Here is a 25,215-nt window from a genome sequence, read left to right as displayed (position 1 = left end):
GCGTTCCTGCCCCAGCAGACGGTGCCGTGGCCGAGGCTGTCCACCCTCGGCTGGCATTCCCGCGCCGTAAGTGATCATGCTGTTTCGGCCGAGATGACCATGGTTGTCCACTTGGCTCGGGTGAGGGCGACGTAGAGCTTACGGTGATCTTCGTTGGCGGAGCTGAGTCCTCGGCGGAGAGTTCCACGTTCGGAACTGGTGAGGCATACGCCGACGTGGTCCCACTCGCGACCCTTGGCTTGATGGGCGGTAAGACCAGGGATGAGTCGGGCTGCGGGTGCCTGGAGACAGGCACGGAGGAGTTCCAGGCGCGCGATGTGGGAGGGGTGGCGCCTGGGAATGCGTCGGGCAGTTTCTTTCCCGATGACGGTGTTGAGGCTGGTCAGAATCTCGGCTACGTCTCTCGTTCCCGCTAGGTCGTCAAGGAGGGCGCCCAAGTGCGGCCGTAGTCGCTGCAATGCCTGGTGGTCGATGCCGAGTGTGGTCAGGGCGTCGTTGTGGAAGGTGGCGTTGTCACCAAAGGTTCGCTGGGTGAGCTCGCTGAGCAGGAGGGTCCCGGCCGCTTCCTGAGGGTTGCCCTTGAAGGATCCGTAGGCCAGAGGCAGGACGTGGGGCCCGGTGGCCCAGAGCGGGCTCCATTGCAGTGCAAGGAGGACGTCGACGTCCTCGGCGCGCCCTTGCGGCAGGCTCACCCCCTGACCTGTTCTGAGGCGGTTCGCCAAGAGGGTTTGCTCCTCGCTCTTCCATCGGAAGGAGGTGCTCAGGTCCCGTTGCACGAGGCCTGCTTCCTTAACCACGATGGGCACCTGGTCGGGGCGGGCGCCGCGGAAGCCGTACAGGGCCTGCCAGGGGTCGCCAACCACGGTGACGTCCAAGCCTGCGTCGGCGGCAAGCCGAACCAGAGACAAGTCAAGTGCGTTGGCGTCGAAGATCTCATCGATGATGAGTGCGCGAACGGTCTGGGTGAGACGGAGGAGCAGGACGTCGCGCATGGCGCTGTCCCCCAGGGCCATCTCCAAGAGGCGGCGGGCTTCCTGATGGGTGCACCAACCCTCGGCCAGAGCTTGGTTGACGGCTGCCTTGGTGGGCCGAGACTCGCTGCGGGCCCGGCACAGCTTGGTGACGACTTGGTCGCCGTCGAGGGTGAGAATGGGTTCCCATCCGGTCCAGTCGGTGTCCAGCAAGACCTGCCAGTGGTCGATCATGGTGAGCGAGCGGTGGCCAGCGGGCCAGTGCATATGCCCGGTGTGCAGTAGATGGGTGAGCAGGTCGCAGACGATGGTGTCCAAGGTGACGATGCGGTGCGGCCAGGCCAGGGCGGCCGGCCCCCAGTGGCTGAGCACGCGTCCGCGGAGTTCGGCGGTCGCCGAGCGGGTGAAGCTGACCGCGATGACGGCGCGCTGATCATTGCCGTTGCGAAAGCGCTGGATGCCGAAGCGCTGGGCGGCCACGGTGGTCTTGCCGGAGCCGGGGGCTGCTTCGATGTAGAGGCGGCGTTGCGGAGTTCCGGCGGCGATCAACTGCTCGCGGGTGAGATCGCCGTCAGTGCCTGTGCCGGTCACGGCCGGTTCCGTGGGGCCGGTTCGTCGGCCGCAGGGTCAGGGCCGGTGTGCTGGGGGGCGTCCGTGGGCCAGGCTTCGCCAGCTCCGGGCGGTGGCGCCGGGGCGGGGATTTGGACACCGGGCACGATCGGGCCGGACGGTGGGGTGGACACAGGCAGCTCGCTAACGTCTTCGGCTGCTTCTTGCGCGTCGTCGTCTTCCTTGCTGTCGTCAGGGGCCGCGGGTTGCGGGTAGAGAAAGTCGAACAGGTCCTTCATGTGCGCGGGGACATGAACAGGCTGGTTGCTCTCGACAGCGTCGGCGAGGCGGACGGCGAGGGCGTCGGCGAAAGCCGCCTTGTCTTTGGCATGCGGTCCTGCCGGCGTGGCGGGCGTCGTTTTCGTGGCCGCGCGGGCGCTTTTGAACAGGTCATGTACCGCTTCGGGGGTGGGTCCTCCGGTGATCGGTTCGGCGTCGATGTCGGCCAGAGCTTCGGTGATGAGGTGCTCGTTGCCTTCCACGATGGACGGTTCCAGCGTCGGGTGGCTGATGAAGGCCTGCACGACGTCGGGATCGTGGTTCTTGAGCCATGTAGGAAGGAAGTATTCCTGGTCGAACGGCCTGTCGCTGTCGCGCAGCACGGCCAGCCGGGTGCAGATTTCTTCGCCCTTGGTGGCCAGGAACTGGGAGGTCCAGGCTCCGACCTTGGTTCCGACATACATGATGCTGAGGGCCTCGATGAAGGCGCGCTTCGCAGGGTCGTCTGCGGCCCAGGCACGGCCGAAGTCCCGGAGAATGGCGGCTTCGGTGACACCCTCGACCACGACCAGCCGCTCGGCGAACAGAGCGGCGGAGCGGCTGGCGTCCATGTGGAGACGGGCCATCCGCAGCGTGCGATCGCGGTCGACTATTTGGATGTGGGCGATCGGCCGGCAGACGCGGCGGCCGTCGGCCGTGCGCCGCAGCACCACGAGATCTTCCGGATTGCAGGAGGTGATGATGTCGGTGGCGTGGCTGGAGAGGACGATCTGCAGTTCCGGGCGGTCGCGGACGGTCTTGCGCAGGTAACGCACGAGGGCGTGCTGCAGCTGTGGGTGGAGGTGGGCCTCGGGCTCCTCAATGACGACGGTGGCGTGGAAGGGGGCGTTGGGAAAGAAGGAGTCCGCCTCGGACTCGGCCTCGGCTACGGCCTGCGCCCGCTGCTCCCGTGCCAGCTGTTCCTCGTCTGCTTCCGTCAGCGCCTCTGGTACGGGGCCGGGCTCGCCGGGCTGCGGTGTGGTACCTGGGGCGCCACGGTGGGTGGAGTCGGGGATCGCGGCCAGGGTCACCGCGATGTGGAGCAGGTTGACGTAGCCCAGGCCGGAGACCTCCAGAGGGCGGGCTGAGGAGCGGCTCTCGATGACGGCAAGCATCAGCTCCAGGACGCGGGCGAGGTAGGAGTCGTCGATTACCTGGCCGCGTACGTAGGGCCACTGCTGCTGCACGCCCAAGGTGAGGGCGGCGAGATGACCGCTGATACGTTCCTCGACTGCTTCGATGAGGCCGTCCTTGGCCAGGTTCTCCAGGAGTCGAGAGGCCTTCACCCGCAGCGGCACCAAGCTGCGGCTGCCATCCAGTCGTTCTTGCTCGGCCCGCAGTAGCTCGATCAGGATGCGGGTCTCGCGGCGAGCCAGCTCATCCAGGGGGTGGCGCCAAGCTGGCAGGTAGATGAGTTTGAAGGGGTCCGTGCCCATTCCCTGGTTTTGGATCTGGGACCGTCCCACCCGGGTCCTGACCGTGCCGAGGTTGCGCTGCAGGTCGGCAACCCATTTCTGGGCGACCCCACCGGCGGTGCGGTGTGGGAAGTCGTGCAGTGATCGGCCCAGCGGGCCTTCCGCGTCCGCGGAGTTCTCAAGGCTGTACTCCACCTCGACGCCGGGCTTCCCGCCAGTGCCCAAAGCGGAGGCGCTCTGGCGCGGCAGCAGCGGGAAGCGACTGGTATGCGCCAGATATAGAGCGTCGGTAATGGTGGTCTTGCCTGCGCCGTTCGCGCCGATCAACACGCCGAAGCGCCCCGGCAATCTGCAGTCGATCTCCCCCTCGGCGCTCGCTCTCAGCCCGGATACTTTCACGCGGCTCAAATACACCAGGTCCCCCCACAGGCCCCGTCGGCATACAACACTTCCATCATCCCTGCCGCCCTAGGCCGGACAGGCAGATTTCGGCCGGTTCCTGTCCGGTCTGGGGCGGCAAGGGCGACGGGTTTACAGTTGCTTGCGCAGCGCCTTGGCCCAGCGGGTGTGCGTAGGGCCCAGGCCGCGCAGCTGCTTCAAATTGCGGCGAAGCTCGTAGGAGTCGGGTTTGACCAGCGGCCGGGTCCGCACCCCCACGGTGTCCGGGGCCAGCAGGAAGTTGGTCGTCAACACCGTTGCCCCGTGGGCCAAGAGGAACTCCAGTACACGCAACTGCTTGGCGCTGTTGCGGGACAGGCGGCTGAGCGCGGACAACGGGACCAGCTCGGCAGCGCCCTCTTTAACCTGCCGCATCATTGCAAGCAGTGCCTGGTCAAAGCGCGGGTCAATACCCGAGACGATCACAACTTGGCCGCCGCCCACAGTCTTGAGGCTGGTGGCTTCCTTGGCGTGGACTGTCTCCTCCGGCCCCGGCAGCTGGGGCAGCTGCGCTTGGGGCAGGGTGTAGGCGCGTTCTCCGCCCGTGTCCGATTCCATCAGGTCCGACAGGGCGGTCAGGCAGGCCCACGCCCGGGGATACGCCACGTCGAATCCGGCCAGCGCGTTGTCCTTGACCGGCGGGCCAGGCTGTTCCAGCAGTGCCGCGAGCGGGGCTGCGGCGGCTTCGGTGATGGCTGCAATATCGGCGGCGCGTAGCGGGCCGCCCAGGGCGTGGAAGTCCTCCAGACGGCTGTTGCGCACGGCCACAACCACAGATGCTCTCAACCAAGCAGGCGCAGACAGCGGACGGTGCTGCGAGACCTCTTCGATGAACGGTGTGATCAGCACGTCAAAGTAGGCCACGGGAAGTGCGGCCAGCATCCGCGCGCGGCGGATGACGTCCACGGCGACGGCCTGTGCGTCCGAGGCGCTCACGCCAGCGCCGACCAGCAGCTCGGGTAGCGTCGTACGGCAGAAGTCGCGTACGAACGCAGTGTCGTTAATGCTGCTGTTCTCGATCGTGGTTGTCATGCCGACAGCCCCCCTTATGTGATGATCTTTCGTGCTCTCCCCAGAGGCACCCTAGTGGACGTGATCGTGTGGTGTGGGCGGGTCGGGCGGGACCGCGCAGCACGCGGTGCTGTGTCGGTGCTCGTGGAGATCGTCTGGCGGGAGACCTCCGCGCCGTAGACCTCCGCCAGGTGGGCCTGGACCTCGCCGGTGGTCAGGCCCTTGGCGGCCAGTGGGATCACCATCTCGTCGACCCTGGTCAGGCGCTTCTGCCGCTTGCGGACGATCTTCGGTTCGAAGGAGCCGTTCCGGTCGCGGGGCACGGCTATCTCCACTGGCCCGACGTCGGTCAGCACGGCCTTGGGGCGGGTGCCGTTGCGCGAGTTGCCGCCGTTCTTGCCCGCCGGATCGTGCTTGTCATAGCCGAGGTGGTCGGTGATCTCGCCCTCCAGGGCGGACTCCAGCAGCCGCTTGGTCAGCTGCTGCTGGGGGTGGTTGCCCCCTGCGGGGACAGCCCGCCCTCGCCGGTCAACTGCAGGCCCTCGGCCTGGGCCCGGCTCACCAGCTCGTCGATCAGCTGGTCGTCCACGGCCTTCGCCGACACAGCCTTCATAGGCTCAACGGCCTCTGCTGGGGTCCACCCTGAAGGGCGAGATCACCTGTCGGCGTACTCGCGGAAGTGCTCAGGTAAGTACGGGGAAACGTGCTCGTTCGGATGTTCGTCTGGGTGCTTGAGAGAGGTGGGGCGTGCGACGATTGTGGTGTGGGGAGTCCTGGTCCTTCGTTCCGTCGGCGTCTACTGATCGAGTCGCTGGCCGTGTTGGCAGCTGACGCTCGGGCTCAGGCTGCCTGGCTGGACAGACATGGCGTGGTGACGGACGAGATCGCTCTGGACTTCAATCATGCCTTCCGCATGGCGGACGTATTGGTGGCCGATGGGCAGATCGCCGACGGAGTCATGGCCGACCTGCAGAAGATCGACGTGATCCTTGGCGGGATGAGCGACGGCGACAGCGCTGATCGGTGGACATGGGATGCCCTGTCCACCGATGAGGGATGGGGCCAGGCCCGGCGGCTGGCCCGCCGGGTTCTCGTCGCGGAACTGGGCGAATGGCAGCAGCCCCTTCCAAAGATCACTGTCATCCAGTGACGAGCTGCGCTGTTTCTGCCGGTCAGGCCACCTGGGTGTCTCGCTCGATGGCGGCGAGCCGGTTCTTGAGCCGGTAGCTGGGGCCATTGATCGGGATCACGTCGCAGTGATGGAGGAGGCGGTCGAGGATCGCGGTGGCCAGGACCTCGTCGCCGAAGACCTGGCCCCACTCGCTAAAGGTCTTGTTCGAGGTGAGGATGATCGAGCCCTTCTCGTAGCGCTTGGAAATCACCTGAAAGACGAGGGTCACCTCCGCTCGTTCCAGGGGCTGGTAGCTGACCTCGTCGACCACCAGGACGGCTGGGCCGCAGGTAGGTGCCGAGCTTGTTCGTCAGGCGGCCTGCGGTTTCTGCGGCGGTGAGGTTGCGGAACATGTCGTCGAGGCTGGTGAAGTAGACCGAGCAGCCGGCCTGGCAGGCCGCGACGGCCAGAACGACGGCGATGTGCGTCTTGCCGACCCCGGGCGACCCCAGCAGGGGGCTGCGTTCGCCTTGGCCTCGACGAACGACAGAGTGGCCAGGCCCTTGACCTTGCGCGGGTCGAGGTCGGGCTGGAAGGAGAAGTCGTAGTCCTACAGCGTCTTATGGTGCGGCAGCTTCCCCCACCTCACTAACTGAGCACGTTCACCCGTACGTGACTGGGCGCGTTCACGTGTATGCCGACATCACCGAACACCTCGGCTACGAAAGCACAATCCGGCCGGGGAGAACGGCGGCGACAGCCGTGACGGCACCCGCGCCAAGACCGTGCTGACCGACGTCGGACCGGTGGAGATATTCGCGCCACGCGACCGCGACGGATCCTTCGATCCGAAGATCGTCAAGAAGCGGCAGAAGCGTCTGACCGGCGTGGACGAGACCGTCATCTCCCTGTCCGCGAAGGACCTGAGCACCGGCGAGGTGCAGGCCCGCCTCGTGGAGGTCTATGGTGTTGAGACTCCCGCCAGACGATCTCCACCATCACCGACGAGGTCATGGACTGCATGGCCCGGTACTCCAGTCTGACTTCGCGCTCTTGTTGCGGACCCGGCCGGGAACGAGCGCGACCACCGCGTGATCATCGGTTGGCGTGTGGACAAACGAAGATCGTGTGGTGGCTGCGGGCCGTCAGGCCCGAACTATTCGGTTCATAGCGAGCGGTGTGCGGTACGGTCACCTGAAGGTATCCAGCGGAGGATGTCGAAAGTGGCAGGCATGGAAGAACGCCAGAACGGCAGGCACGGAAACCTACGGAAGGCTTGCGTTGCGATTCTGCTGACAGGGGGCGTCGCGGCGGCCGTCGCGGGCGCCGCGACGGCCTACACCGCGAACCGCGATCCCAGTGACCGCATCGTCGAGCACCGGGTGCCCGAGGGGGAGAGGGAGCGTGCCCGGGAGTACTGGACCGAGGAACGCATCCGGAACGCCGATCCCGCTGGACCACTCGGTATCGAGCCCGACTGACCCGACGGGTGGAGCGGGCTGAGGAGAGCCCGCTCCACCCGTCGGGTCGCGGCATCGAGTGGTGGCTTGCAGATCAGCTGTTGACGAGGTCGATTACGGCGGCGGCGTTGGCACTGTGTTCCGACGAGAACAAGTAGTTGTCGGCCCAGTTACCTGCACTATCCACGTTGCGGTGGCTGTTGGCGCCGATGATCTGAATGTTGCCTGCCCCCACACCGATGACCATGGGACCGCCACTGGCCCCGCCGCCCATATCGCAGTTCATCCTCAAGCGGTCGTCGAGAGGGTTCCAGTTGGCCGCGTCGACCGTGCTACCGCTGCAGTACATCTGGTACTCGGCTCCGGCGAAGTCTGAGTCCGGCCGGTTGTAGCCATTTGCCGGGTAGCCGAAGGAGTGGGCGTTGCTGTGGTCGGCGTTGCCGAAGGTGTATCCGAACGCTCCCACGTAGTCCTGCAGGTTGCCGTAGCTGCTGTTCGGCTGCAGGACGAGGGCGCCCATGTCGGCGTCGTAGACATCCTGGTTCTGGGCCCAGTCGGCGGGAACGATGACACGGGCAGCGAACCAGAACCCTGGATACCACCCGTTGTCGTACGCGGGCAGGAAGATGAACGATGTGTTGAAGTCGCCTTCGTTGCGGCCGCTGTGCAGGCAGTGAGCCGCGGTCCAGATGGCGTTCCTCGTCGTGGAGGTGATTGACGCCGCACTGCACATGCGGTCCACACCGTCAGCCGTTCTGAACAGCAGTTTCCCCACAGCGCTGTTCGGCCATGCAGTGGTATCGGTGACACGCACCGACCGGGAGACTGAGGTCGCGGCAAGAGTGCTGGACGTCCGCGCGGCTTTGGATGCGGGCGGTACCGCGTCGGCGGACACCACCGTGGAAGATCCGGTGCCCTCGAGTTCCGCGGCCCGCGGTGCGGAAGCTGACGCCTTCGCGGGCGAGTCCATCGGGTTGGCGAGAGCCTGCTCGATGCGTTCCGGGGTCCAGTACTCGCGGAGTTCTTCTGGGCTGTCCTCCATAGTCTTTGCAAGGACTGGTGGTGTCGCACCACGGCTCTCCTGAGCCGTGGCTGGTGCCGTGAGCGCACCTAAGCCGAGAGGCAGGGCAATGATCAGTACCCCAGCGACACGTCGAATCCGGTGTAGGGGTCTTGACCTCATTCAACGCTCCTTCCATGTGCGGGTGTCGGTGGGACACTGGCCCATCGCGTGGCGCGCCATTCATGAAAGGATTCGATGAGGTGTAAGTCACACTAGTGAACTTGATTGGGTGACGTCGGGTCATCGGTCTGACGGTTGAGTGAGCCTCTTCCAACCTGACGGGTGGTTGGACCAGCGACCCCGGTGGCGGGCATGAAGAAAGCTCCTGGTAGACGGGTTCACGACCAAGATCACCAGTCCGCCAGGAGCTCTCGTGCTTGTCCACCCGTCCGCCATCGAACTGTCCAGCCGCGCCCTGCAGCACCTCTCCGGCCTTCTCACAGTTCACCGACGCCGCATCGGCTCCCGATGGCGTCGCCCCACCTGCAGCCGGCAGGCCCTGCCCGTCCTGGCCCACCTGCGCTGCGGTGACACTCCCCCAGCCTCCGGCCGGGGGCACCCCCAACGCCCGCCTCGCCGCAGGTTTCCGCATCGGGATCGCCACGGCCTACCGCTACATACGCGAGGCCGTCGACCTCCTGGCTGCTCTCGCGCCCACGCTGGAGCAGGCCATGGCGACCGCACGCAAGAAGGCGTACGTGATTCTCGACGGCACCGTGCTGCCGATCGACCGTATCGCCGCCGACCGCCCTTTCTACTCGGGCAAGAAGAAGCACCACGGGATGAACGTGCAAGTCCTCGCCGATCCAGCCGGGCGCCTGATCTGGGCCTCGGGCGCGTTGCCGGGAGGCACTCACGACCTGACCGCGGCCCGGACCCACGGCATTCCCGCTGTCCTCGCCGCCGATGACGTCAAGTGCTGGGCCGACAAGGCGTATCAGGGCGCCGGTCCCGCGATCCGTGTCCCGATCCGGGGCAAGCGTCTTCGCGGCTGGCGCCGGCGTCACAACCGGGACCACGCCAAGATCCGCAGCTTGGGTGAACGTGCCATGGCGACTCTCAAGTACTGGCGGCTCCTGCGGAAGCTCCGCTGCAGCACCACCCGGATCACCGCCGTCGTCCGTGCCGTCGTCGCCCTCGAACTCGCCAGCTGATCAAGACGGAAAAGGTTCACTGTGACGCAAGACCCACACTCGGCATGTTTACCTCTCATATAACAACCGCCCCCCGCACTACACCCACAGTGAAGTCAAGGCCAACGAAAGCCACTTCCTTCACCGCTGGCCTCTCCACCGAAGGCCCCCCGCACGACCGGTGACAAACAGCTGGTCTCCGGCAGCCGAGAGCCGACCGTGCAACGAGGCTGGCCGCGCAGGTGGTCTGCTGCGCGTTGGGGTCAGGTCCGGCGACGGAACAGGCCACGGAGCCTGCCCGACTCCTGGCCGCGGTCGCCCGCCGGCTCCGACGGTGCGGCAGCCTGGCGACGGGCTGCTTCGGCCGCGGCTTCCTTGCGGGCAACGTCATCGGCGTAGCAACTCCCGCACACGGATGGATTGCACCTCGCATCCCAGCGCGCTGCGCGACCTCATGAGCTGTCACAGCCATCCCCAGCCGATGTCACCGTTCATTCTCCCCGCTTGCGAGAATGTGGACATCGAAATGCGAGGCAGAACCGACGCCGAAGTGCGAGTTGGCATGGGGTCCGTTGCTGTGTGCGCCGGGCGATGTTCTGGCAGGTCAGGAGTGCAACGTGCCCTGTGTTGCACCTCGTGTTGCACAGCTGTGTTGCAGGCCGTGGTGGTCACTGGTGTCGCTCATCCACGCGGGTTACCAGCGGCGCAGGTCCTTGGTGAGTTCGCTGTGCCACTCGGTGCGGCGTGGCACGTACTCGTCGGGCGCCGGTCCGAGCGCGACGACCTGGTCCGTGATCCCGTAGGCGACCCGGTAGGCCAGGACCTGGGTGGCGAGGTCCATCCACTCCTGCGTCTTGTGCGCCGGCGGCACGGGACCGAGTACGGTCACGAACCACATGGGCAGCAGGGCGCGGTTGCGGATGGCGTCGGCCAGACGGCCGCGCAGCAGCCAGTTCAGCTTCCGCTCCGCCTTGTCGCCCTGCTCGATCAGCGACGCCTTCGCCTGCCTGAGAGTGTCGTCCTGGGCCAGTGCGGCCTGGGCGGCGCGGGCAGGGCCGGCGAGTTGCCGGGCCCGCTGATCGTGGCTCTCGGCGAGGGTGCGGGACATGCCGAAGTCCATGACGGCCTGCTTGAAATCGCGGGACGTGCGCGGCTGAGTGGCCAGGATGCCGGCGGCCTCCACCACTTTGTCGCGGTGCTCATCGCGTTCGGCGATCGCGCCTTCGTACTCGCGAACCTTGAAGCGGTGGGCCTCGCGCTGGTGTCTGGGGAGCAGGCCGGAGCGTACGTGCCAGCCGTGGTTGGCGTTCCTGGCCAGCTTCTTCCACTCTGGGTCAATGGTGTCGAGGTCGGCGAGTGGGGCGCCGCCCGCGGCGAGCAGGTGGGCTTCGAGGGCCTGGAGGCGGCCGGTCAGCCGCTTGAGGGACTGATCGGTGTCCTGGATGTGGCCGCGTACGTCGTCGTCCAGCTCGGTGAGATCGTTGCGGACGGTGCTGAGGTCGTCCTCGAGGTTGCGGATGCCGCTGCGGATGTCGCGCAGCTCGTAGTCGAGGTCTTCAACCTCCCCCAGCTTCGAACGCAGCGAGTGCAGCTCGTGCTCCATCCCGCCGGTCCGGGTCTCCAGACGGCGGACCTGGTAGCCGTAGTCGTCGCTCACCGCCGTGCCCCCTTCGGGTCCGCGTCCGTGCTGCCCATCGAGGACCCGGCGACAAGCATCCAGCCCACAGCGGCGGCGATGATGAACCACCGGCTGATCACGCTCAGGCTGATGAGGGCCACCAGGAGCGCGACCACGTGCAGTCCGACGGCCCCGAAGCGGCGGTCACGGTGCTGTTCGACATCGACCTTCTGGAAGCAACCGGCCACCGTTCCCACGAAGTGCGGGACCAGCAGGGCCAGCCACCAGGTCGAGCGGTCGAGGACGAAGACGAGCGCGATGAACACCGCGCCGACGGCTGCCTGGCCGCGCCAGGACCACGTCACGATGCGCTCACTGCGTCTGCGATCGGGTTCGGCCAGACGCTCGGGGATCGTCTTCTCGAACTCCACCAGCTTGCTGGTGGAGTTCACCAGGCGGGCGTACTCCACCGCGAACTGGTCACTGTCGGCATGCTTCAGCACCTCGGCATGGCGAGCGCCGACCTTCTGCTGAAGCTGCGCGAACTGCTCCTCGATCTGCTGCTCGGTGCTGTCCACCGAACCACCTCCACCCGCGATGCGACGACGCGCCGACCGGACACTTCCCAACGGCAGCCACCGCCAGCCGTCAAACTGATCGACCGTATCCGCACCTGTCCGGGCCCCGCCGTGCAATCAGATGCAGTGGCCGAAACCATGCCGATCAACCCCGTGCATCGGTGCCTGCCCGGGGGTGTCACGTTGACGGCAGATACGGGGGGTTGAGGGGCGTTTCCCCGGTTCAGAGCGTGTGGCGGCCGGAGCGTGACAGGGGTGCGTGACACCTCGATTCCGGGCGCAGCCTGCCGGAACACGCCCTCACAGTGCAACATGTCCCCTGACGCTGAACCTGGACCGATTGCCAGGAAAGTTGGACGACCGCTGCGTTCCTGCCATTGATGTCGGACCGAGAGGGCTGGGGCAAGGCGGGGGCACCGGCTCTTGCGTACGGGGACGCCGCGTTACTTCGCACAGTTCGCTAGATTCTGTCCGCCCGACCAGCGGGGCCCAGCCGCACCCGGTGGCGCTGAAGGTCGACCGCGGCGACCTTCACTGTGATCAGCTCGCCTTCATCGACAAGCCGATCCGGGGTCTCGACCGATTCGTCAGTCAGCTCCGAGAGGTTCAGGAACCCCACGACGTCGCGAGCAAGCTGCACAAACACACCAAATGGAACGATCTTGATGATCGGCCCGGTGAGAACGCAGCCGACCTGATCCGCGAACCGGATGAGTGGATTTTCCTGCAGAGCCTTCAATGACAGCGTGACCTGTCCGGAGCGCGTCTCGGTGACGACCACCTCAGCGGTGATCCGCTGGCCGGCTTCGACCACCTCGGAGGGGTGGTTGATCCAGCCCCACGTCAGGTCCGGCACCCGGATGAAGCCGGTGCAGAAGCCGTTCGGCTCGCCATCGATGTGAACGAAGACCCCGAAGTTGTGAACCTCGGCGACCGTTCCAGTCACGACCTGCCCTCGTTCGACCGCGAGGAGGAAGGACCTCAGGGCCGGAATCTCGCACGCCCTGGCGGAGAGGTGAAGCTCACCTTCGCGCCAACGGCCGATCTCTTCGGCGTCGATCTCCTGGCCGACCTCGAACAGCTCGGATGGATGCTCCACCCGACGCATCGACGCCTCATGGCCAGGAATCCGGCCGGTCTCGGCCTTCTCCCCTGCGGCATCTACGAGCTGCACCAGGACGTCCGCCCCGTCGAACCCGGTGACCTTCACCGTTCTCACGGCCCCTGGCCGGAGCTGGTTGATCAAGGACTGCAGGCGGGGGTCAGGAGCTGGCTCGGACACGGAGGTGAGCCTAGTCAGCGCCGGTCGCACTTTTTCCAACTCTCGTGACCAGGTGCGTGTCATCGCTCGGGATAGCCGCCTGACCGGTCCAACTTTGCCAGCAAGCCGTCCAACTTCATTGTCAGAGGACACAACAGCAACGGGCCGCCAGGAGAGCCAGCGGGCCCGTGTCTGTCCCGGACGAAACGGCGCAGCTGGCCCGCGCGCAGCAGTTTGCGGTCCTTGGGCCGGGGTCTGCGCACGGCGGCCGCCCGGTGGGCCGCGTAGGGCCGGTTGCCCTCGGTGCCCGAGTTGGTGTCGATCTCTCGCTTGACCGTGCTCGCCGGCCGCCCCAGGGCCCGTCCGATCGCCCGCAGCGACCACCCCGCCGCACGCAGATCGCGGATCCGTTCGCGTTCGGCGAGCGTCAGGAAACGCGGGTGAAGCTGCTTCTCCAGGGCCGTCAGGCCCACCGGTGCCGTGGTCACACCGCACATCGTGACGGTCCCCGCCGCGTAGTCGATGCGGCTCCCGTCCGCATAGGTGCGCGTGGTGCCGGTCTTCTTGACGCCCCAGTCCCAGTCCTTGGCGGTGCGCTCGTTCACGCCGACCTGCCGGGCAGCTGCCCGGCCCGTGGCGCCTGCGGCCCGAAGCCGCTGGTAATCCTCCCGCCCGGGATGTCGGCGCGGCAGGCGCATCGAGATCCGTCCGGCCTTCCGGGCCCAGCCGAAGGCGGTGTTCGGGTTCACCCCCAGCTCACGCGCCACCACGGTCACATTCCCCACGACATCCAGCCGCGCAAGGAAACGCTCCCGCAACCCCGCAAGATCACCCCGCTCAACGTCCACGTCCTTGCAGCTCCCACAGATCGCGGGTGTCGCGAGGACCGGGTCTGTCAAACGAGCGGTGTAACGAGGGTAGTTGGGGCTACTGACGGGCCGCCGACAGGCGGCCGTCGAAGGTGATGTCGAAGGCGTTCAGCGCGGTCTTCCAGCGCATGGTCCAGCGGGCCTGTCCCTTGCCGGTGGGGTCGAGGGACATGATCGCCATGTAGACGCACTTCAGAGCGGCGGTCTCGTTGGGAAAGTGTCCGCGGGCCTTGACCGCCCGCCGGATCCGCGCGTTCACCGACTCGATCGCGTTGGTGGTGCAGACGATGCGGCGGATCTCGGCATCGAACCGCAGGAACGGAGTGAACTCTCCCCCAGACTCCGTCCGGGGGCACCCCCACCCAGGCGTTCTCCCACAGCCGCACGATCGCCGGATACTTCCGGCCCCAGGCGTCGGCGAACTCGGCGAACCGCTCCAGGGCGGCCTCCTCGGTCGGCGCCGTGTAGACGGGCTTCAGAACCTTGGCGATCTTGTCCCAGTCCTGGCGGGCGGCATAGCGGAAGGAGTTCCGCAGCAGATGCACCACGCAGGTCTGCACCACCGTGCGAGGCCAGACGGTCTCCACTGCCTCGGGCAGGCCCTTGAGCCCGTCGCAGACCAGCATCAGCACATCGCTGACGCCGCGGTTCTTGATCTCGGTGAGGATGTGCAGCCAGTGCTTGGCGCCCTCGCCGCCGTCACCGGCCCACAGGCCCAGGATCTCCCGCCGGCCCTCGACCGTGACCGCCAGGGCCACCTAGACGGGCCGGTTGGCCACCGCACCGTCACGGATCTTCACGTGGATGGCGTCGACGAAGACCACCGGATAGACCGGGTCGAGGGGCCTGCTCCGCCACTCGGCCATGCCCGCGAGGACCTTGTCGGTGATGGTGGAGATGGCCTGGCCAGAGACGTCGACGCCGTAGACCTCGGCCAGGTGGGCCTGCACCTCGCCGGTGGTCAGGCCCTTCGCGGCCAGCGAGATCACCATCTCGTCGACCCCGGTCAGGCGCTTCTGCCGCTTCTTGACGACCTTCGGCTCAAAGGAGCCGTTCCGGTCGCGGGGCACGACGATCTCCACCGGCCCCACGTCGGTCAGCACGGTCTTGGCGCGTGTGCCGTTGCGCGAGTTGCCGCCGTTCTTGCCCGCCGGATCGTGCTTGTCATAGCCGAGGTGGTCGGTGATCTCGCCCTCCAGGGCGGACTCCAGCAGCCGCCTGGTCAGCTGCTGCCGGGGGTTGCCCCCTGCGGGGACAGCCCGCCCTCGCCGGTCAGCCGCAGGCCCTCGGCCTGGGCCCGCCCCACCAGCTCGTCGATCAGCCGGTCGTCCACGGCCTTCGCCGACACAGCCGCTGCCGACTCGACAGCGTCCTGCTCAGCCACGTTCTCACTGGTCATCGGCGCATCTTCCTTGATCAGGAGTTACACCGAACGATTTACAGTCCCGGGCTTCCAGGGCCCGGCGCTGTTCGTGGACGGCCGCCAGGGAACGGGCCAGGGACGGGACCACGACGTCGAGGGTGCCTGTCCCCGGGACGACGACGGTTTGTTCATCGAGCGCGCCGAAGATCTCGTTGACCAGCCGGGCGGCCATGCGCGGGGTCTTGGGCCGGATCACTTCGAGGAGTCTGCGGCGGTCGGCTTTCCGGTGCGTGGCCTGCAGTGTGCCGGGGTCTTCCGCGGCCAGGGCGTGGTCGTCTGGATGCACCTGCGCAAAGGACCCCGAGGGCGGCGCATCGCCGTCCACTTTCCAACGGCGGGTTGGAGCAGGCTGCCTGGACCCGCTGGGGGTGCTGGTGTCAGGGGCGGGGCAGGTCGACCAGAGTGCCGGTCAACGGGGCCGTCTCCAGCAGTTCGCGGGTGATCTGCACCCCGGTGAGGCGCTCGGCGAGCGCGAACGCCGCCTGTGTGGGCAGGCCGATGTCCCGCTCGGTGCCGGCGCGCAGGTCGAAGCCGGCCGCCCGCATCTGCTCCACCGCCACCTCCGGGGTGCTGCCGCCGCGCCGGTAGGGAAACAGCGGCTCGAACGACAACCGCTCGACGCCGTCCTGGTACCAGCGGAAGCGGTCGGCGGCTTCGATGGTGCGGGAGTGCGAGACCACCATGGTGCCCCGCGACAGCGGCTCGGCCACCGACCGGGTCACGCCGAGGAAACCAACGGGCTCGACCATCAGCCGTCGGCGGTCGCGCCGCGGCCCGGTTCGCCCCTTCGACGGCTGTCCGAGGAAGGTCAGCCGCACCTGACGGCCGGGGTTGTCGTTGTTCGTGTCCGCGAGACTCCGCTGAGGTTGTCCCGTAGACGTTCTGGGACACACTGACCGACCTGCCGGCTTGCGCCTCATCCGGCGAGGGCGAGGTTGTGCAGGCGGGCGATGCCGGGCATGGCCTCCACCCTCGACGGACTGGGGCACCGCAGGGGACCGCGACCTGTCCTGGGGGTACTGGGACCAGGCTCCCAGCCGCTCGGGAGCCTAGCCTGAGCAACATGGACACCTCGAAACTGGGCGACTACCTGCGGGGCCGGCGTGCGCAGGTGACGCCGTCCGACGTCGGGCTGCCCGAGGACGGGCGGCGACGGGTTCCCGGCCTGCGGCGCGAAGAGGTCGCGATGCTGGCCCGCATCAGCGTCGACTACTACGTGCGACTGGAGCAGGGACGTGAGCGGCGCCCGTCGCCGCAGGTCCTGGACGCCCTGAGCGACGCGCTGCTGCTGGACGACGACGGCCGGCTGCACCTGTACCGGATCGCGGGCCTGACCCCGCTCCCGCACAACGAAGGCGGCATCGAGCGGGCGGATGCCCAGTTGCTGGCCCTGGTCGAGCTGTGGGACCGCACGCCGGCCCTGCTGCTGGGGCGGGCCTACGACGTCCTGGCCGCGAACACGCTGGGGCGGGCCGCCTTCCCTCACCTGCAACCCGGCGCGAACGTGCTGCTCACGATGTTCCTCGACCCGTCGGTCCGCGCGTTCCACGCGGACTGGGAGAGGGCCGCGGCCAACGCGGTCGCGGGATTTCGCTTCCTGGAGGGTGCCCGGCCGAACGACCCGCGGGTCCAGGAGGTACTGCAGACCGCCTCAGAGCGCAGCCGCGAGTTCGCCGACCTCTGGCGGAGGCGGGACGCGCGGGGCAAGAGTGACGCCGCGAAGGTGCTGCTGCACCCCGACGTCGGTGAACTCACCCTGCGCATGCAGACCTTCGACGTGCGCTCCGCCCCGGGGCAGCAGCTGATCGTCTACCACGCCCAGGAGGGCACCGGGACCACGGACGCGCTCCGCCTGCTCGGCTCGCTGGCGGTGACCACCCACCCAGGGCACCAGGACGACTGACCGAGGCGGGCCGTGTGAGGGCCCGCTCCGCGACCATGGCCGGCGTCACACGCGTCATCCTCCTCATCGTGGGAGGTCTCACCGCGTGCACCGCGGCACCGGACAGCGGGAGCCTCCCCGGTTCCGGCGAGGCCGCACAGCGCAGTCCGCAGCAGCTCCCGCCGGCCGCGGCACCACCGCCCACACCAACGCTCCCGGCCGAGGTCGCCAACGCCTCGCCGCACCCGTACGTCGGGATGTGGGTGACGGCCGACGGGCACATCCGTCAGGAACTGCTCGCGAACGGCCGCTACGACGAGGCGCGCGGCGACCGGGAGAGCGCCTACACGGGTCCCCACCAGGTCTCCGGTACCCGGATCGAGTACGTCGACGAAACGGCCCGGAGTGAGGCCGCCTGGTCGTCTCGGACAAGCAACCGCCGCCCGGTGGTCCGGCGAGTCCGCCGCTCGGGCGCAATCAGCGGTACACCACCCTGGGACCGCAGGTCGCGTCAGCCGAGAACCTGAGTCCCGATGGTGTTCAGCAGGGCGAACCGGTCGGCTGCGGCGGTGCCTGCCGGTGCGGAGCAGACGGCGATGCGCAGGTCGTTGCCGGGGACGGTGAGGGTGTCGCAGTCGACGGCGACCGGCCCGAGGCCGGGATGGTGGACGGTCTTTCTGTCGGTGGTGTGGAAGCCGACCGTGTGGGAGTTCCAGAGGTCGTCGAAGCGGTCGCTGACACCGCGCAGGTCGTTGATCAGCGCGGTGAGCCGGGTGTCCCGGGGGTATCGGGCGGCGGAGGAGCGCAGGTCGGAGACGAGGGCGGTCTCGAAGCGGTCCTGCTGGTCGGGGTCGTGGGTGACGCGGGTGGGCCGGCCGGTGAAGTGCCGCCAGGCGATGTTGCGGTCCCTGCCGCGCCAGGGGGACGGATCCCCCATCAGGGCGGCCCACAGGGGGTTCCACGAAATGAGGTTCCACGCGGCGTCGTGGACGCTGAGTGGGCTGCCGTTGAGCTGGTCGAGCAGGCGCTGGACGCTCGGCGGAACGTGCGGGGAGACCTGGCCACTGGTGGGCGGAGCCTGACCGGCCAGCAGGTAGAGGTGGTCGCGTTCGGTCTCGGTCAGGCGCAGGGCGCGGGCGAGGGAGGCCAGGACCTGCGGGGAGGGCGAAGTGGCCCGGCCCCGCTCCAGGCGGACGACGTAGTCCACGGAGAGGCCGGCGAGCTGGGCGAGCTCTTCGCGGCGCAGCCCGGGCGCCCGGCGCACCCCGCCGCGGGGCAGGCCCAGGTCGTCAGGGCTCGTGCGGTCGCGCCAGTGGCGCAGGGCCTGGCCGAGGGCCGCGGGATCGTCGTTCACCCATCCATTGTCCGCCGCTTGCCGAGGAACAGCCTGGTACTGGCCGACCCCCCGCTGAGGAGGGCTCTCCCTGTCCCTCGTCGCGGCGCGCAGGGTGAATGGCATGGCAACAGTCACCGTGATCACAGGGGCCAACAAGGGCCTCGGATTCGAAACGGCCCGCCGCCTCGTCGCAGCCGGTCACACCGTCTACGCCGGTGCCCGCGACGCCCACCGCGGCGAGTCGGCGGCCAAGGCCCTGGGAGCCCGTCCGCTGCTGATCGACGTCACCGACGAGGCGTCCGTCGCCGCGGCCGCCGACCGGGTGCGCGCCGAGGCGGGCCGGGTGGACGTCCTGGTCAACAACGCCGGCATCGCCGGCCCGGCCGCCCCGGCCGGCGAGCTGACCGCCACTGACCTGCTGCAGGTCTTCGACACCAACGTCTTCGGCGCAGTGCGCACCACCCGCGCCTTCCTGCCCCTGCTCCAGCAGGCGGCCCGGCCCGCGATCGTCAACGTCTCCAGCGCGCTGGGCTCCCTGGCGATCAACGCCGACCCGGCCGCCCACACCGAACTGCTCCCCGCATGGGCGCCGCTGCTGGCCTACAACTCCTCCAAGGCCGCGCTGAACATGCTCACCGCCGTCTACGCGCAGTCCTTCCCGCAGATCAGCGTGGTCTCGGTCGACCCCGGATTCACCGCGACCGACCTCAACGGCCACCAGGGCACCCAGAGCGTCGCGGAAGGCGCCTCGGCGATCGTCGCCGCCGCCACCGCCGGGCCCGGTACGCCGAGCCCCGCCTTCGTCGGCGCCACCGGCCCCGTGCCCTGGTAGCCCCTTGGCTGTCCCCCGGCGACCGCGCGCCGCGGCCGTATCGCACCACCACGAGAGAATGATCGTGGACAGCGTGCGGCCGAAGCCGCCGCCCAGGCCGCCTGCCCCGCGGATCCGGACAGCCGCCCGCCCCTCCGGCAGGCAGGACGCTGTCGGTTGACTGCGCCCCGCTGGATCTCGTCCAGCGGGGCGCAGTGCCGCGAAGAGGTGAGACGCGGGTGCGGGCGAGGCCGATCGCGGCGCGGGTGACGTGGTGTCGCGGCCCGGTCTCGGCGAGTCCGCGTCGGTGGGCGTCCAGCAGGCACGAGGGGGCCGGCGGTGGTGCCGAGGCTTCCCCCGGGTCGGCCGACAACGGCCTTCCCGGAGGAAAAGTGATCACGGCGCCGCGCGAGGGATCAGCCCAGGTGCATGATGTAGCCGACGTGGTGCAGTTCGTCACCGCGGAAGTACCCCACGGCCCAGAAACCGAGGTCGTCGAGGTAGTCGATCCGGTCGCCGTCCATCCAGTACCGGCCCTGGTAGGCGTGCGGGCGGCCGCCCCGCGTCTCGTCGTAGCGGCCGTCGGCGGTGAGTTCCTGGTGCAGGAAGTCGTCCTGGTCGATCCAGACGCCGACCCGCGGGTTGCCGGTCAGGTCCGGTGAGGCAGGGATGCCCGTTTCGGGGGCGGTGGCCCGGCCGGGGGCGTCGGCGCCGGCCCACAGCACGGGCCGGCCGGCCGCGATCAGCGCGCGGACCTGCTCGGGCCGGGAGATGAGCGTGGCCAGGGCGCTCGGTACGTCGGCGGCGAGTTCGTCGGGCAGCACCAGCAGGTCGCTGGTGTTGCCCGGGGTCAGCGTCGCGACGTACTCCGAGCGTTCGCCGCGGCCGCCGGCCAGCGCGACGGTGTCCACGACGGCGGGGACGACGGTCGTGCCCGTGGCGTCGACGACGATGGCGTTGTCGTCCTCCGCCGCGGTGAACAGGGACGGACCGACCGCGACGATCAGGGAGCCGACGAACAGGATGTCGGCACCGGTCATGGTCCCGATCAGCGGGTCCATCGTCAGGATGCGGGCGTTGGTGAACAGGACGGGACGTCCCGCGTCGTTCGAGAGGATCTCGTCGAGGGCCTTGGAGTTCCAGCCCGCGATGTCCGTGTCGGTAGCGCTCATTGCTCGTTCCTCGGTGGGTTCGGGGTGATCGGTGTGTGCGATGCGCGAAGTGCGCTGCCGGGAGCCGGGCGGGCGGTGGATGACGCCAGGCGGCTTCCGCTCCATCAGCTTCGAAGGGTTCGGTCATCGGAACCAGGCCGCCCTGCCCCCAGGTCCGCCGCACCCACAATGGGTGCCGCCCGCTGCGGTGGTGCGTAAGGAGCGCTTGCGAAGGGCCTGTTCAGCGAACCGGGCGGTGATCACGGCAGCCGTGCCGCGGGGAGCGGCCGGGCCCGCGCGGGCCGGCACCGCTGCCGGGTGCCGACGACGAGAGCTCCGCATCCGATCCGCGGAGCGGCGTGCCGCGAGGGCCCCGGCCGAGGCGGACGCCCCCACCGCGTCACTGCCGGCCGTGTGCGTCCGCCGCGCCGCTGCCGTACGGCCCTGCCGCTCGCGACGGTGGGTGCGCGGCACCCAGGAAGCCCTCACCCAGGAGGACGGCGGCCTGGTCGCTTCCCGCCGCGGGGCCGAGGGTGGAGCCATGACCAGCAACGACACGACACGCGATGAACACGAGTACGTCGGGATGTGGGTGACCGCGGACGGCTTCATCCGCCAGGAACTGCTGCCGGACGGCCGCTACGACGAGGCCCGGGGCGACCGCCGGAGCGCCTACACCGGCCGCTACACCGTCACCGGCAGCCACCTCGACTACGTCGACGACACCGGCTTCACCGCCACCGGCGACGTCCGCGACGGCGTTCTCTTCCACGAGCACCTCGTGCTCTACCGCGAGGGCGACCCGCGCGCCCGGCGGGGAGCCCGGCCATGACCGGGATCCGGTTGCGGGCGGCCTGAGCCGCCACCCCCGACTCGTGAGCGCCCGCCCACCGCGTCGGCCGCTCCACTCCGAAGGAGTTCTTCGCCCATGACCCCCTCCACCAGCCAGAAGGTCGTCCTCATCACCGGCGCCAGCAGCGGCATCGGCGCGGCGACCGCCAAACTGCTCGCCGAGCGAGGCCACCATGTCGTTCTCGGAGCCCGCCGTACCGAACGGCTCGAAGAACTCACCGAGAACATCCGGGCGGCCGGCGGCAGCGCCGAGTACCACCCTCTGGACGTGACCGACGCCGAACAGGTACGGGTCTTCGTCGACGCCGCCCACAGCGGGCACGGTCGCGTCGACGTCCTGGTCAACAACGCCGGTGTGATGCCGTTGTCCAAGCTGGAGGCGCTCCGGCTCGACGAGTGGAACCGCATGATCGATGTGAACGTCCGCGGCGTCCTGCACGGCATCGCGGCCGCACTGCCGGTCATGCAGGCCCAGCGCCACGGCCAGTTCGTCAACGTCGCCTCCATCGGAGCCCACCAGGTCTCCCCGACCGCGGCCGTCTACTGCGCCACCAAGTACGCCGTATGGGCCGTCTCGGAGGGCCTGCGGCAGGAGGTCGACGGCGACATCCGGGTCACCACCGTCTGCCCGGGCGTCACCGAGTCCGAACTGGCGGAGTCCATCTCGGACCCGGTGGGCCGCGAGGAGATGCGCACCTACCGCAGCGTCGCCATCCCGGCCTCGTCCGTCGGCGCGGCCATCGCGTTCGCCATCGACCAGCCCGCCGAGGTCGACGTCAGCGAGATCATCGTCCGCCCCACCGCCGGCCACGCCTGAGCCGGTCACCCGCCCCGCCCCCACCGCTCACGGCGGGGGCGGGGCGTCGTCGTCCGCACCAGGGGGCGCGGCCGCCGGGTCCAACCCGCTGCCGCCTTGGCCCACGACCCGCAAGCAGGAGAGAACGGCCCTCCTCGGGGGTGCTGGGCCACACCACCGAACGGTCTCACCTCGCACGACTCACGAGACGGGCGGCTTCCCCTGGGTGGGGGCGTCCAGCTCCTTCCTGCCCGACTCTCGCGGATCTGAGCGGCGGACCACCCCGGCTGAACCGCTCCGGGTTCGTTGGAGGCTCGGAGCTGCGCCTGCGGCCTGGGTTTCTTGGGTGCTCCGGAGGTGGAGGGCTTCGTGTTCGGCGGGCGGGACGTGTCCTACCCCACCGTGGAGGCGGCTGTACGTCTCGCGGTCAGCGGGCCGGGTAGGCGGTGACGCGTTCCTGGTGACGGGGGCGCGGGCCTGGCCGGGATCATCGAGGGGCCGGCCGGGGAGAAGGCGGCCTCCTGGGACGCCGCCGGTCAGGAGAGCAACTCGATGTAGCCATCGGTGCCGTGGACGCGGATTCGCCGGCCGTCCTGGATCAGGCGGGTGGCCCGTTCCACGCCCACGACCGCCGGCAGGCCGTACTCCCGGGCGATGACCGCGCCATGGGTCATCAGGCCGCCCACCTCCGTCACCAGGCCCGCGATCCCGACGAACAGCGGCGACCAGCTCGGGTCCGTGTAGGCCGTGACCAGGATGTCGTCCTCTTCGAGATCGGCCTGCGCCATGTCCAGGACTACGCGGGCCCGCCCTTCGACGGTCCCGGCGGAGACCGGCAGGCCCAGCAGGGCGCCGGCCGGTGCGTCGTCGCGTCGGTACGCCCCGTTGACGGCTTCACCGTCCGAGGTGAGCACCCGGGGCGGGGTCAGCGCCTGGTACGCACGGAACGCGTCCTTGCGCTGCCGGATCAGCCCGGCGTCCACCCGATGCGAGCACGCGGCCTCGTGCAGTTCCTCGAAGGTGAGGTAGAAGGCGTCCTCCTTCCCGGCGAGCACGTCGGCCCGCACGAGCCGTTCGGCCTCGGCGAGCAGGGCCCGCTTGTAGACGAAGTATCGGCTGACGATGCCGTACTTCGGGTACTCCCGGTACCCGATGAAGGTGCGCATCCGGTCGATCATCCGCTTGGTCTCGCCGGCCTTCCGCTCCCCGTCCGGCAGGGCTCGCAGGCGGGACAGTACGTCCTGCTCCTTCCGCAGCGCCTTCTGCCGGCCTTCCTCGAAACGACGTGCGGCGGCGCCCGGCTCGAAGTTGCGGACGTTGTCGAGGATCGCGGGCACGAGGGCGGCGGGCCGTTCCCGCCAGCGCGGCCTGGTGATGTCGATCTCGCCGACGCAACGCATCCCGTAGCGGTCGAGGTAGGCCTCGACGGCGTCGCGCGCTTCGGGTCCGCCCGGGAGCTTCGCCAGGTCATCGAGGAAGTCGTCGTCCTCGACGCCCTGCAGGAACGCCACCACCTCCGGATGCGGGCGGACGGCGTCCGCGACGTCCATCAGCGCCAGTCCCATCTCCGAGGTGACGTTGCCGGGGGCGGACAGCGTGAGCGTGTCGGCCGCGTTCTTCTCCCCCAGCCAGTCCCGCAAGCGGTCGTTGAGCCACCAGGTGGCCTCCATGCCCGCCATGATCACCTGCATGCTCAGCGGATCACCGAGGACGCGTTTGTGGTCCTCGAATGCCTCCAGCAGGAAGTCGAACAGCTCCGGTCCGGTCTTCGTGCGGATGTCGCGCTCCAGCGCGGCGACGGACGCCTGGCTACGCCCGACCAGTTCGGTGACGAGGGCCGGATCGGTGTCGATCGGGGCGGGGGCGCCGCCGGCCGGTGGCCCGCCGGGTTTCGTGTCGGGGAGCGACGGGACGAAGTCGCCGCGGCCGAGGAGCGTCTGCAGCGCGTCCGTGATCAGCGGGTCTTCCCGCCCCATCATGTCCAGGAGGGCAGCGCGGCTCGCGGGTGCGGCCAGGTGCGGGGTGACGTCCACGAACAGCCGCCCGCCGGCCTCCTGCATGGGGGCCATGGCCGTCATCCGCCACAGTGAGAGGCCGAGGGGCTTCATGGCGTCGGTCATCATCTGCTGGTGCCCGACGGAGACGTAGACGTGGTTCTCCCGGTCGCCGGCCCGGGGCACGGGGAACAGCGTGGTGATGGGCCGGCTCTGCACGATGTGGAAGTCGTCGCCGTCCAGGCACCATTCGATGTCCTGGGGGCGGCCGAAGTGCGCTTCGATCCGCCGCCCGAGCTGTACGAGCCGCAAGACCTGGGCATCCGTCAGCGCCGGCTGCTCCTGCCGCCGGGCGTCGACGGCGACATCCCGCGTGCCGCCTGCCGGCAGGGCGTGGACGGCGCGCTGTTTGGCGACGATCGTCTTGTCGACGATCTCGCCGTCCCGCACCTTGAAGACGTCCGGGTTCACCAGTCCGGAGACCAGGGCCTCGCCGAGGCCGAACCCGGCGTCCACGGTGGCGGTCTTCCGGTGCCCCGTGACGGGGTCGGCCGTGAACAGGATGCCGGACGCATCCGGGAAGACCATCCGCTGCACGACCACGGCCATGCGGACGGTGCGGTGGTCGATGCCTTTCCTGAGCCGGTAGGTGACGGCCCGTTCGGTGAACAGCGAGGCCCAGCACCGGCTCACGTGCTCCAGGACCGCCGCCGGCCCCACGACGTTCAGGTAGGTGTCCTGCTGGCCGGCGAAGGAGGCCGTCGGCAGGTCCTCCGCCGTCGCGCTGGAGCGGACGGCGTAGGCGGCCCGCTCGCCGAACCGGGCGAGGGCGCGGGTGATGGCCTCCGCGACGTCGCCCGGGACGGCTGCTCCCTCGACGGCACGGCGGAGCCGCGCGCCGAGCGTGCGTATCGTCTCCCGGTCGTCCGGGGCGGCCCGCGCCAGCTCGTCGAGCTGCTCGTCGATCGACGGCACGTGCGCCACGACCCGCCGGAAGGCGTCCGTCGTCACGCAGAAGCCGGCCGGCACCCGGATCCCCTCGATCCGTGACAACTCACCCAGGTGCGCCGCCTTGCCGCCGACGGCCGCGACCTGGATCCCGGCGACCTCTCCGAGGTCCACCACGTACTGCTCGTTCATCGCGCCGCCTTCCGGGACCACCGCACCGCCGCTTC

The 25,215-nt window shown here is 69.0% G+C and carries 18 protein-coding genes and 7 pseudogenes; 9 read left to right on the top strand and 16 right to left on the bottom strand.

Translation table 11 applies throughout. The features are described 5' to 3' along the window. Positions 1-74: 74 nt before the first annotated feature. From QPK52_RS27085 to QPK52_RS27070, 4 genes and pseudogenes are all read right to left on the bottom strand, one after another. On the bottom strand, positions 75-1,562 hold the full coding sequence (locus QPK52_RS27085; RefSeq protein WP_410540132.1) for a UvrD-helicase domain-containing protein: 1,488 nt from the start codon (positions 1,560-1,562) through the stop codon (positions 75-77). Continuing rightward, positions 1,559-3,652: an ATP-dependent nuclease gene (locus QPK52_RS27080; protein ID WP_410540490.1), complete on the bottom strand. Its 2,094-nt coding sequence runs from the start codon at positions 3,650-3,652 to the stop codon at positions 1,559-1,561. Before QPK52_RS27080 ends, QPK52_RS27085 begins: the two co-directional genes overlap by 4 nt. A gap of 132 nt (positions 3,653-3,784) precedes the next feature. Then, on the bottom strand, positions 3,785-4,723 hold the full coding sequence (locus tag QPK52_RS27075) for a hypothetical protein (RefSeq protein WP_410540131.1): 939 nt from the start codon (positions 4,721-4,723) through the stop codon (positions 3,785-3,787). A 74-nt stretch (positions 4,724-4,797) separates the two neighbouring features. Continuing rightward, positions 4,798-5,315 (bottom strand): annotated as a pseudogene (locus QPK52_RS27070) (transposase); the annotation flags it as partial. Between the two features lie 258 nt (positions 5,316-5,573). Here QPK52_RS27070 and QPK52_RS27065 point away from each other — a divergent pair. Then, the gene (locus tag QPK52_RS27065; protein WP_410540130.1) at positions 5,574-5,852 is read left to right on the top strand and encodes a hypothetical protein; all 279 of its coding nucleotides are present in this window, start codon (positions 5,574-5,576) and stop codon (positions 5,850-5,852) included. 22 nt (positions 5,853-5,874) lie between these two features. Here the strand turns inward: QPK52_RS27065 and istB are convergent. Further along, positions 5,875-6,453 (bottom strand): annotated as a pseudogene (gene istB, locus QPK52_RS27060) (IS21-like element helper ATPase IstB); the annotation flags it as partial. A gap of 59 nt (positions 6,454-6,512) precedes the next feature. Here istB and QPK52_RS27055 point away from each other — a divergent pair. Together QPK52_RS27055 and QPK52_RS27050 are read left to right on the top strand one after the other, a co-directional pair. Continuing rightward, positions 6,513-6,852 (top strand): annotated as a pseudogene (locus tag QPK52_RS27055) (transposase); the annotation flags it as partial. Between the two features lie 193 nt (positions 6,853-7,045). Further along, positions 7,046-7,294, top strand: a complete 249-nt coding sequence (locus tag QPK52_RS27050; RefSeq protein ID WP_410540129.1) for a hypothetical protein — start codon at positions 7,046-7,048, stop codon at positions 7,292-7,294. Between the two features lie 73 nt (positions 7,295-7,367). Here QPK52_RS27050 and QPK52_RS27045 read toward each other — a convergent pair whose 3' ends face one another. After that, complete coding sequence (locus QPK52_RS27045) at positions 7,368-8,315, bottom strand: trypsin-like serine peptidase (RefSeq protein WP_410540128.1); 948 nt, start codon at positions 8,313-8,315, stop codon at positions 7,368-7,370. Between the two features lie 394 nt (positions 8,316-8,709). On the opposite strand from QPK52_RS27045, the pseudogene QPK52_RS27040 reads away from it, so the two are divergent. After that, positions 8,710-9,490: pseudogene (locus QPK52_RS27040) on the top strand (transposase family protein). Between the two features lie 673 nt (positions 9,491-10,163). On the opposite strand, the gene QPK52_RS27035 reads toward QPK52_RS27040, so the two are convergent. The 7 genes and pseudogenes from QPK52_RS27035 to QPK52_RS27005 form a co-directional block, all read right to left on the bottom strand. After that, positions 10,164-11,126, bottom strand: coding sequence for a hypothetical protein (locus QPK52_RS27035; RefSeq protein ID WP_410540127.1), 963 nt, complete (start codon positions 11,124-11,126; stop codon positions 10,164-10,166). Next, entirely contained in the window at positions 11,123-11,665 is a 543-nt protein-coding gene (locus tag QPK52_RS27030) for a hypothetical protein (protein WP_101257291.1), read from the bottom strand. The genes QPK52_RS27035 and QPK52_RS27030 overlap by 4 nt, the downstream gene beginning before the upstream one ends. 460 nt (positions 11,666-12,125) lie before the next feature. Beyond that, a complete protein-coding gene (locus tag QPK52_RS27025) occupies positions 12,126-12,947 on the bottom strand; it encodes a S1 RNA-binding domain-containing protein (protein WP_410540126.1) in 822 nt (273 codons plus the stop codon). Between the two features lie 59 nt (positions 12,948-13,006). Further along, positions 13,007-13,774, bottom strand: coding sequence for a helix-turn-helix domain-containing protein (locus tag QPK52_RS27020; RefSeq protein WP_410540125.1), 768 nt, complete (start codon positions 13,772-13,774; stop codon positions 13,007-13,009). A gap of 79 nt (positions 13,775-13,853) precedes the next feature. Then, positions 13,854-15,194: pseudogene (locus QPK52_RS27015) on the bottom strand (IS256 family transposase). Positions 15,195-15,240: 46 nt separating this feature from the next. Then, positions 15,241-15,453, bottom strand: a pseudogene (locus tag QPK52_RS27010) (IS110 family transposase); the annotation flags it as partial. A gap of 142 nt (positions 15,454-15,595) precedes the next feature. Further along, a complete protein-coding gene (locus tag QPK52_RS27005; protein WP_410540124.1) occupies positions 15,596-15,967 on the bottom strand; it encodes a DUF6461 domain-containing protein in 372 nt (123 codons plus the stop codon). Between the two features lie 314 nt (positions 15,968-16,281). Between QPK52_RS27005 and QPK52_RS27000 the strand changes: the two genes are divergently transcribed. Together QPK52_RS27000 and QPK52_RS26995 are read left to right on the top strand one after the other, a co-directional pair. Then, the gene (locus tag QPK52_RS27000) at positions 16,282-17,121 is read left to right on the top strand and encodes a helix-turn-helix domain-containing protein (RefSeq protein ID WP_410540122.1); all 840 of its coding nucleotides are present in this window, start codon (positions 16,282-16,284) and stop codon (positions 17,119-17,121) included. 218 nt (positions 17,122-17,339) lie between these two features. Beyond that, positions 17,340-17,498, top strand: a pseudogene (locus QPK52_RS26995) (Atu4866 domain-containing protein); the annotation flags it as partial. 113 nt (positions 17,499-17,611) lie between these two features. On the opposite strand, the gene QPK52_RS26990 reads toward QPK52_RS26995, so the two are convergent. Then, complete coding sequence (locus tag QPK52_RS26990) at positions 17,612-18,454, bottom strand: helix-turn-helix domain-containing protein (protein WP_240958534.1); 843 nt, start codon at positions 18,452-18,454, stop codon at positions 17,612-17,614. Between the two features lie 103 nt (positions 18,455-18,557). Between QPK52_RS26990 and QPK52_RS26985 the strand changes: the two genes are divergently transcribed. Further along, positions 18,558-19,268 carry an SDR family NAD(P)-dependent oxidoreductase gene (locus tag QPK52_RS26985; RefSeq protein WP_101257278.1) on the top strand — a complete coding sequence of 237 codons (711 nt, stop codon included), beginning with the start codon at positions 18,558-18,560 and terminating at the stop codon, positions 19,266-19,268. A gap of 395 nt (positions 19,269-19,663) precedes the next feature. Here QPK52_RS26985 and QPK52_RS26980 read toward each other — a convergent pair whose 3' ends face one another. Then, positions 19,664-20,419 (bottom strand): Atu4866 domain-containing protein, encoded by a 756-nt coding sequence (locus QPK52_RS26980; RefSeq protein ID WP_410540121.1) that lies wholly within the window; start codon positions 20,417-20,419, stop codon positions 19,664-19,666. 520 nt (positions 20,420-20,939) lie between these two features. Here QPK52_RS26980 and QPK52_RS26975 point away from each other — a divergent pair. Continuing rightward, the gene (locus QPK52_RS26975) at positions 20,940-21,230 is read left to right on the top strand and encodes an Atu4866 domain-containing protein (RefSeq protein WP_093658554.1); all 291 of its coding nucleotides are present in this window, start codon (positions 20,940-20,942) and stop codon (positions 21,228-21,230) included. Positions 21,231-21,326: 96 nt separating this feature from the next. Further along, on the top strand, positions 21,327-22,067 hold the full coding sequence (locus QPK52_RS26970; protein ID WP_410540119.1) for an SDR family oxidoreductase: 741 nt from the start codon (positions 21,327-21,329) through the stop codon (positions 22,065-22,067). A 515-nt stretch (positions 22,068-22,582) separates the two neighbouring features. On the opposite strand, the gene rph is transcribed toward QPK52_RS26970, so the two are convergent. Beyond that, the gene (gene rph, locus QPK52_RS26965; protein ID WP_410540117.1) at positions 22,583-25,180 is read right to left on the bottom strand and encodes a rifamycin-inactivating phosphotransferase; all 2,598 of its coding nucleotides are present in this window, start codon (positions 25,178-25,180) and stop codon (positions 22,583-22,585) included. Positions 25,181-25,215: the final 35 nt, after the last annotated feature.

This window comes from Streptomyces sp. KL2, assembly GCF_046529545.1.
Taxonomy (GTDB): domain Bacteria; phylum Actinomycetota; class Actinomycetes; order Streptomycetales; family Streptomycetaceae; genus Streptomyces; species Streptomyces radiopugnans.
This window is presented reverse-complemented; position numbering and strand designations above follow the sequence as displayed.

Excerpts from the sequence above, each read along its gene's own strand:
- QPK52_RS27075 (WP_410540131.1), bottom strand. The coding sequence starts at position 4,723 with ATGACAACCACGATCGAGAACAGCAGCATTAACGACACTGCGTTCGTA.
- QPK52_RS26975 (WP_093658554.1), top strand. The coding sequence starts at position 20,940 with ATGACCAGCAACGACACGACACGCGATGAACACGAGTACGTCGGGATG.
- QPK52_RS27005 (WP_410540124.1), bottom strand. The coding sequence starts at position 15,967 with ATGGTCGAGCCCGTTGGTTTCCTCGGCGTGACCCGGTCGGTGGCCGAG.
- QPK52_RS26980 (WP_410540121.1), bottom strand. The coding sequence starts at position 20,419 with ATGAGCGCTACCGACACGGACATCGCGGGCTGGAACTCCAAGGCCCTC.
- QPK52_RS27045 (WP_410540128.1), bottom strand. The coding sequence starts at position 8,315 with ATGGAGGACAGCCCAGAAGAACTCCGCGAGTACTGGACCCCGGAACGC.
- QPK52_RS26970 (WP_410540119.1), top strand. The coding sequence starts at position 21,327 with ATGACCCCCTCCACCAGCCAGAAGGTCGTCCTCATCACCGGCGCCAGC.
- QPK52_RS27050 (WP_410540129.1), top strand. The coding sequence starts at position 7,046 with ATGGAAGAACGCCAGAACGGCAGGCACGGAAACCTACGGAAGGCTTGC.
- QPK52_RS27000 (WP_410540122.1), top strand. The coding sequence starts at position 16,282 with ATGGACACCTCGAAACTGGGCGACTACCTGCGGGGCCGGCGTGCGCAG.
- rph (WP_410540117.1), bottom strand. The coding sequence starts at position 25,180 with ATGAACGAGCAGTACGTGGTGGACCTCGGAGAGGTCGCCGGGATCCAG.
- QPK52_RS26985 (WP_101257278.1), top strand. The coding sequence starts at position 18,558 with ATGGCAACAGTCACCGTGATCACAGGGGCCAACAAGGGCCTCGGATTC.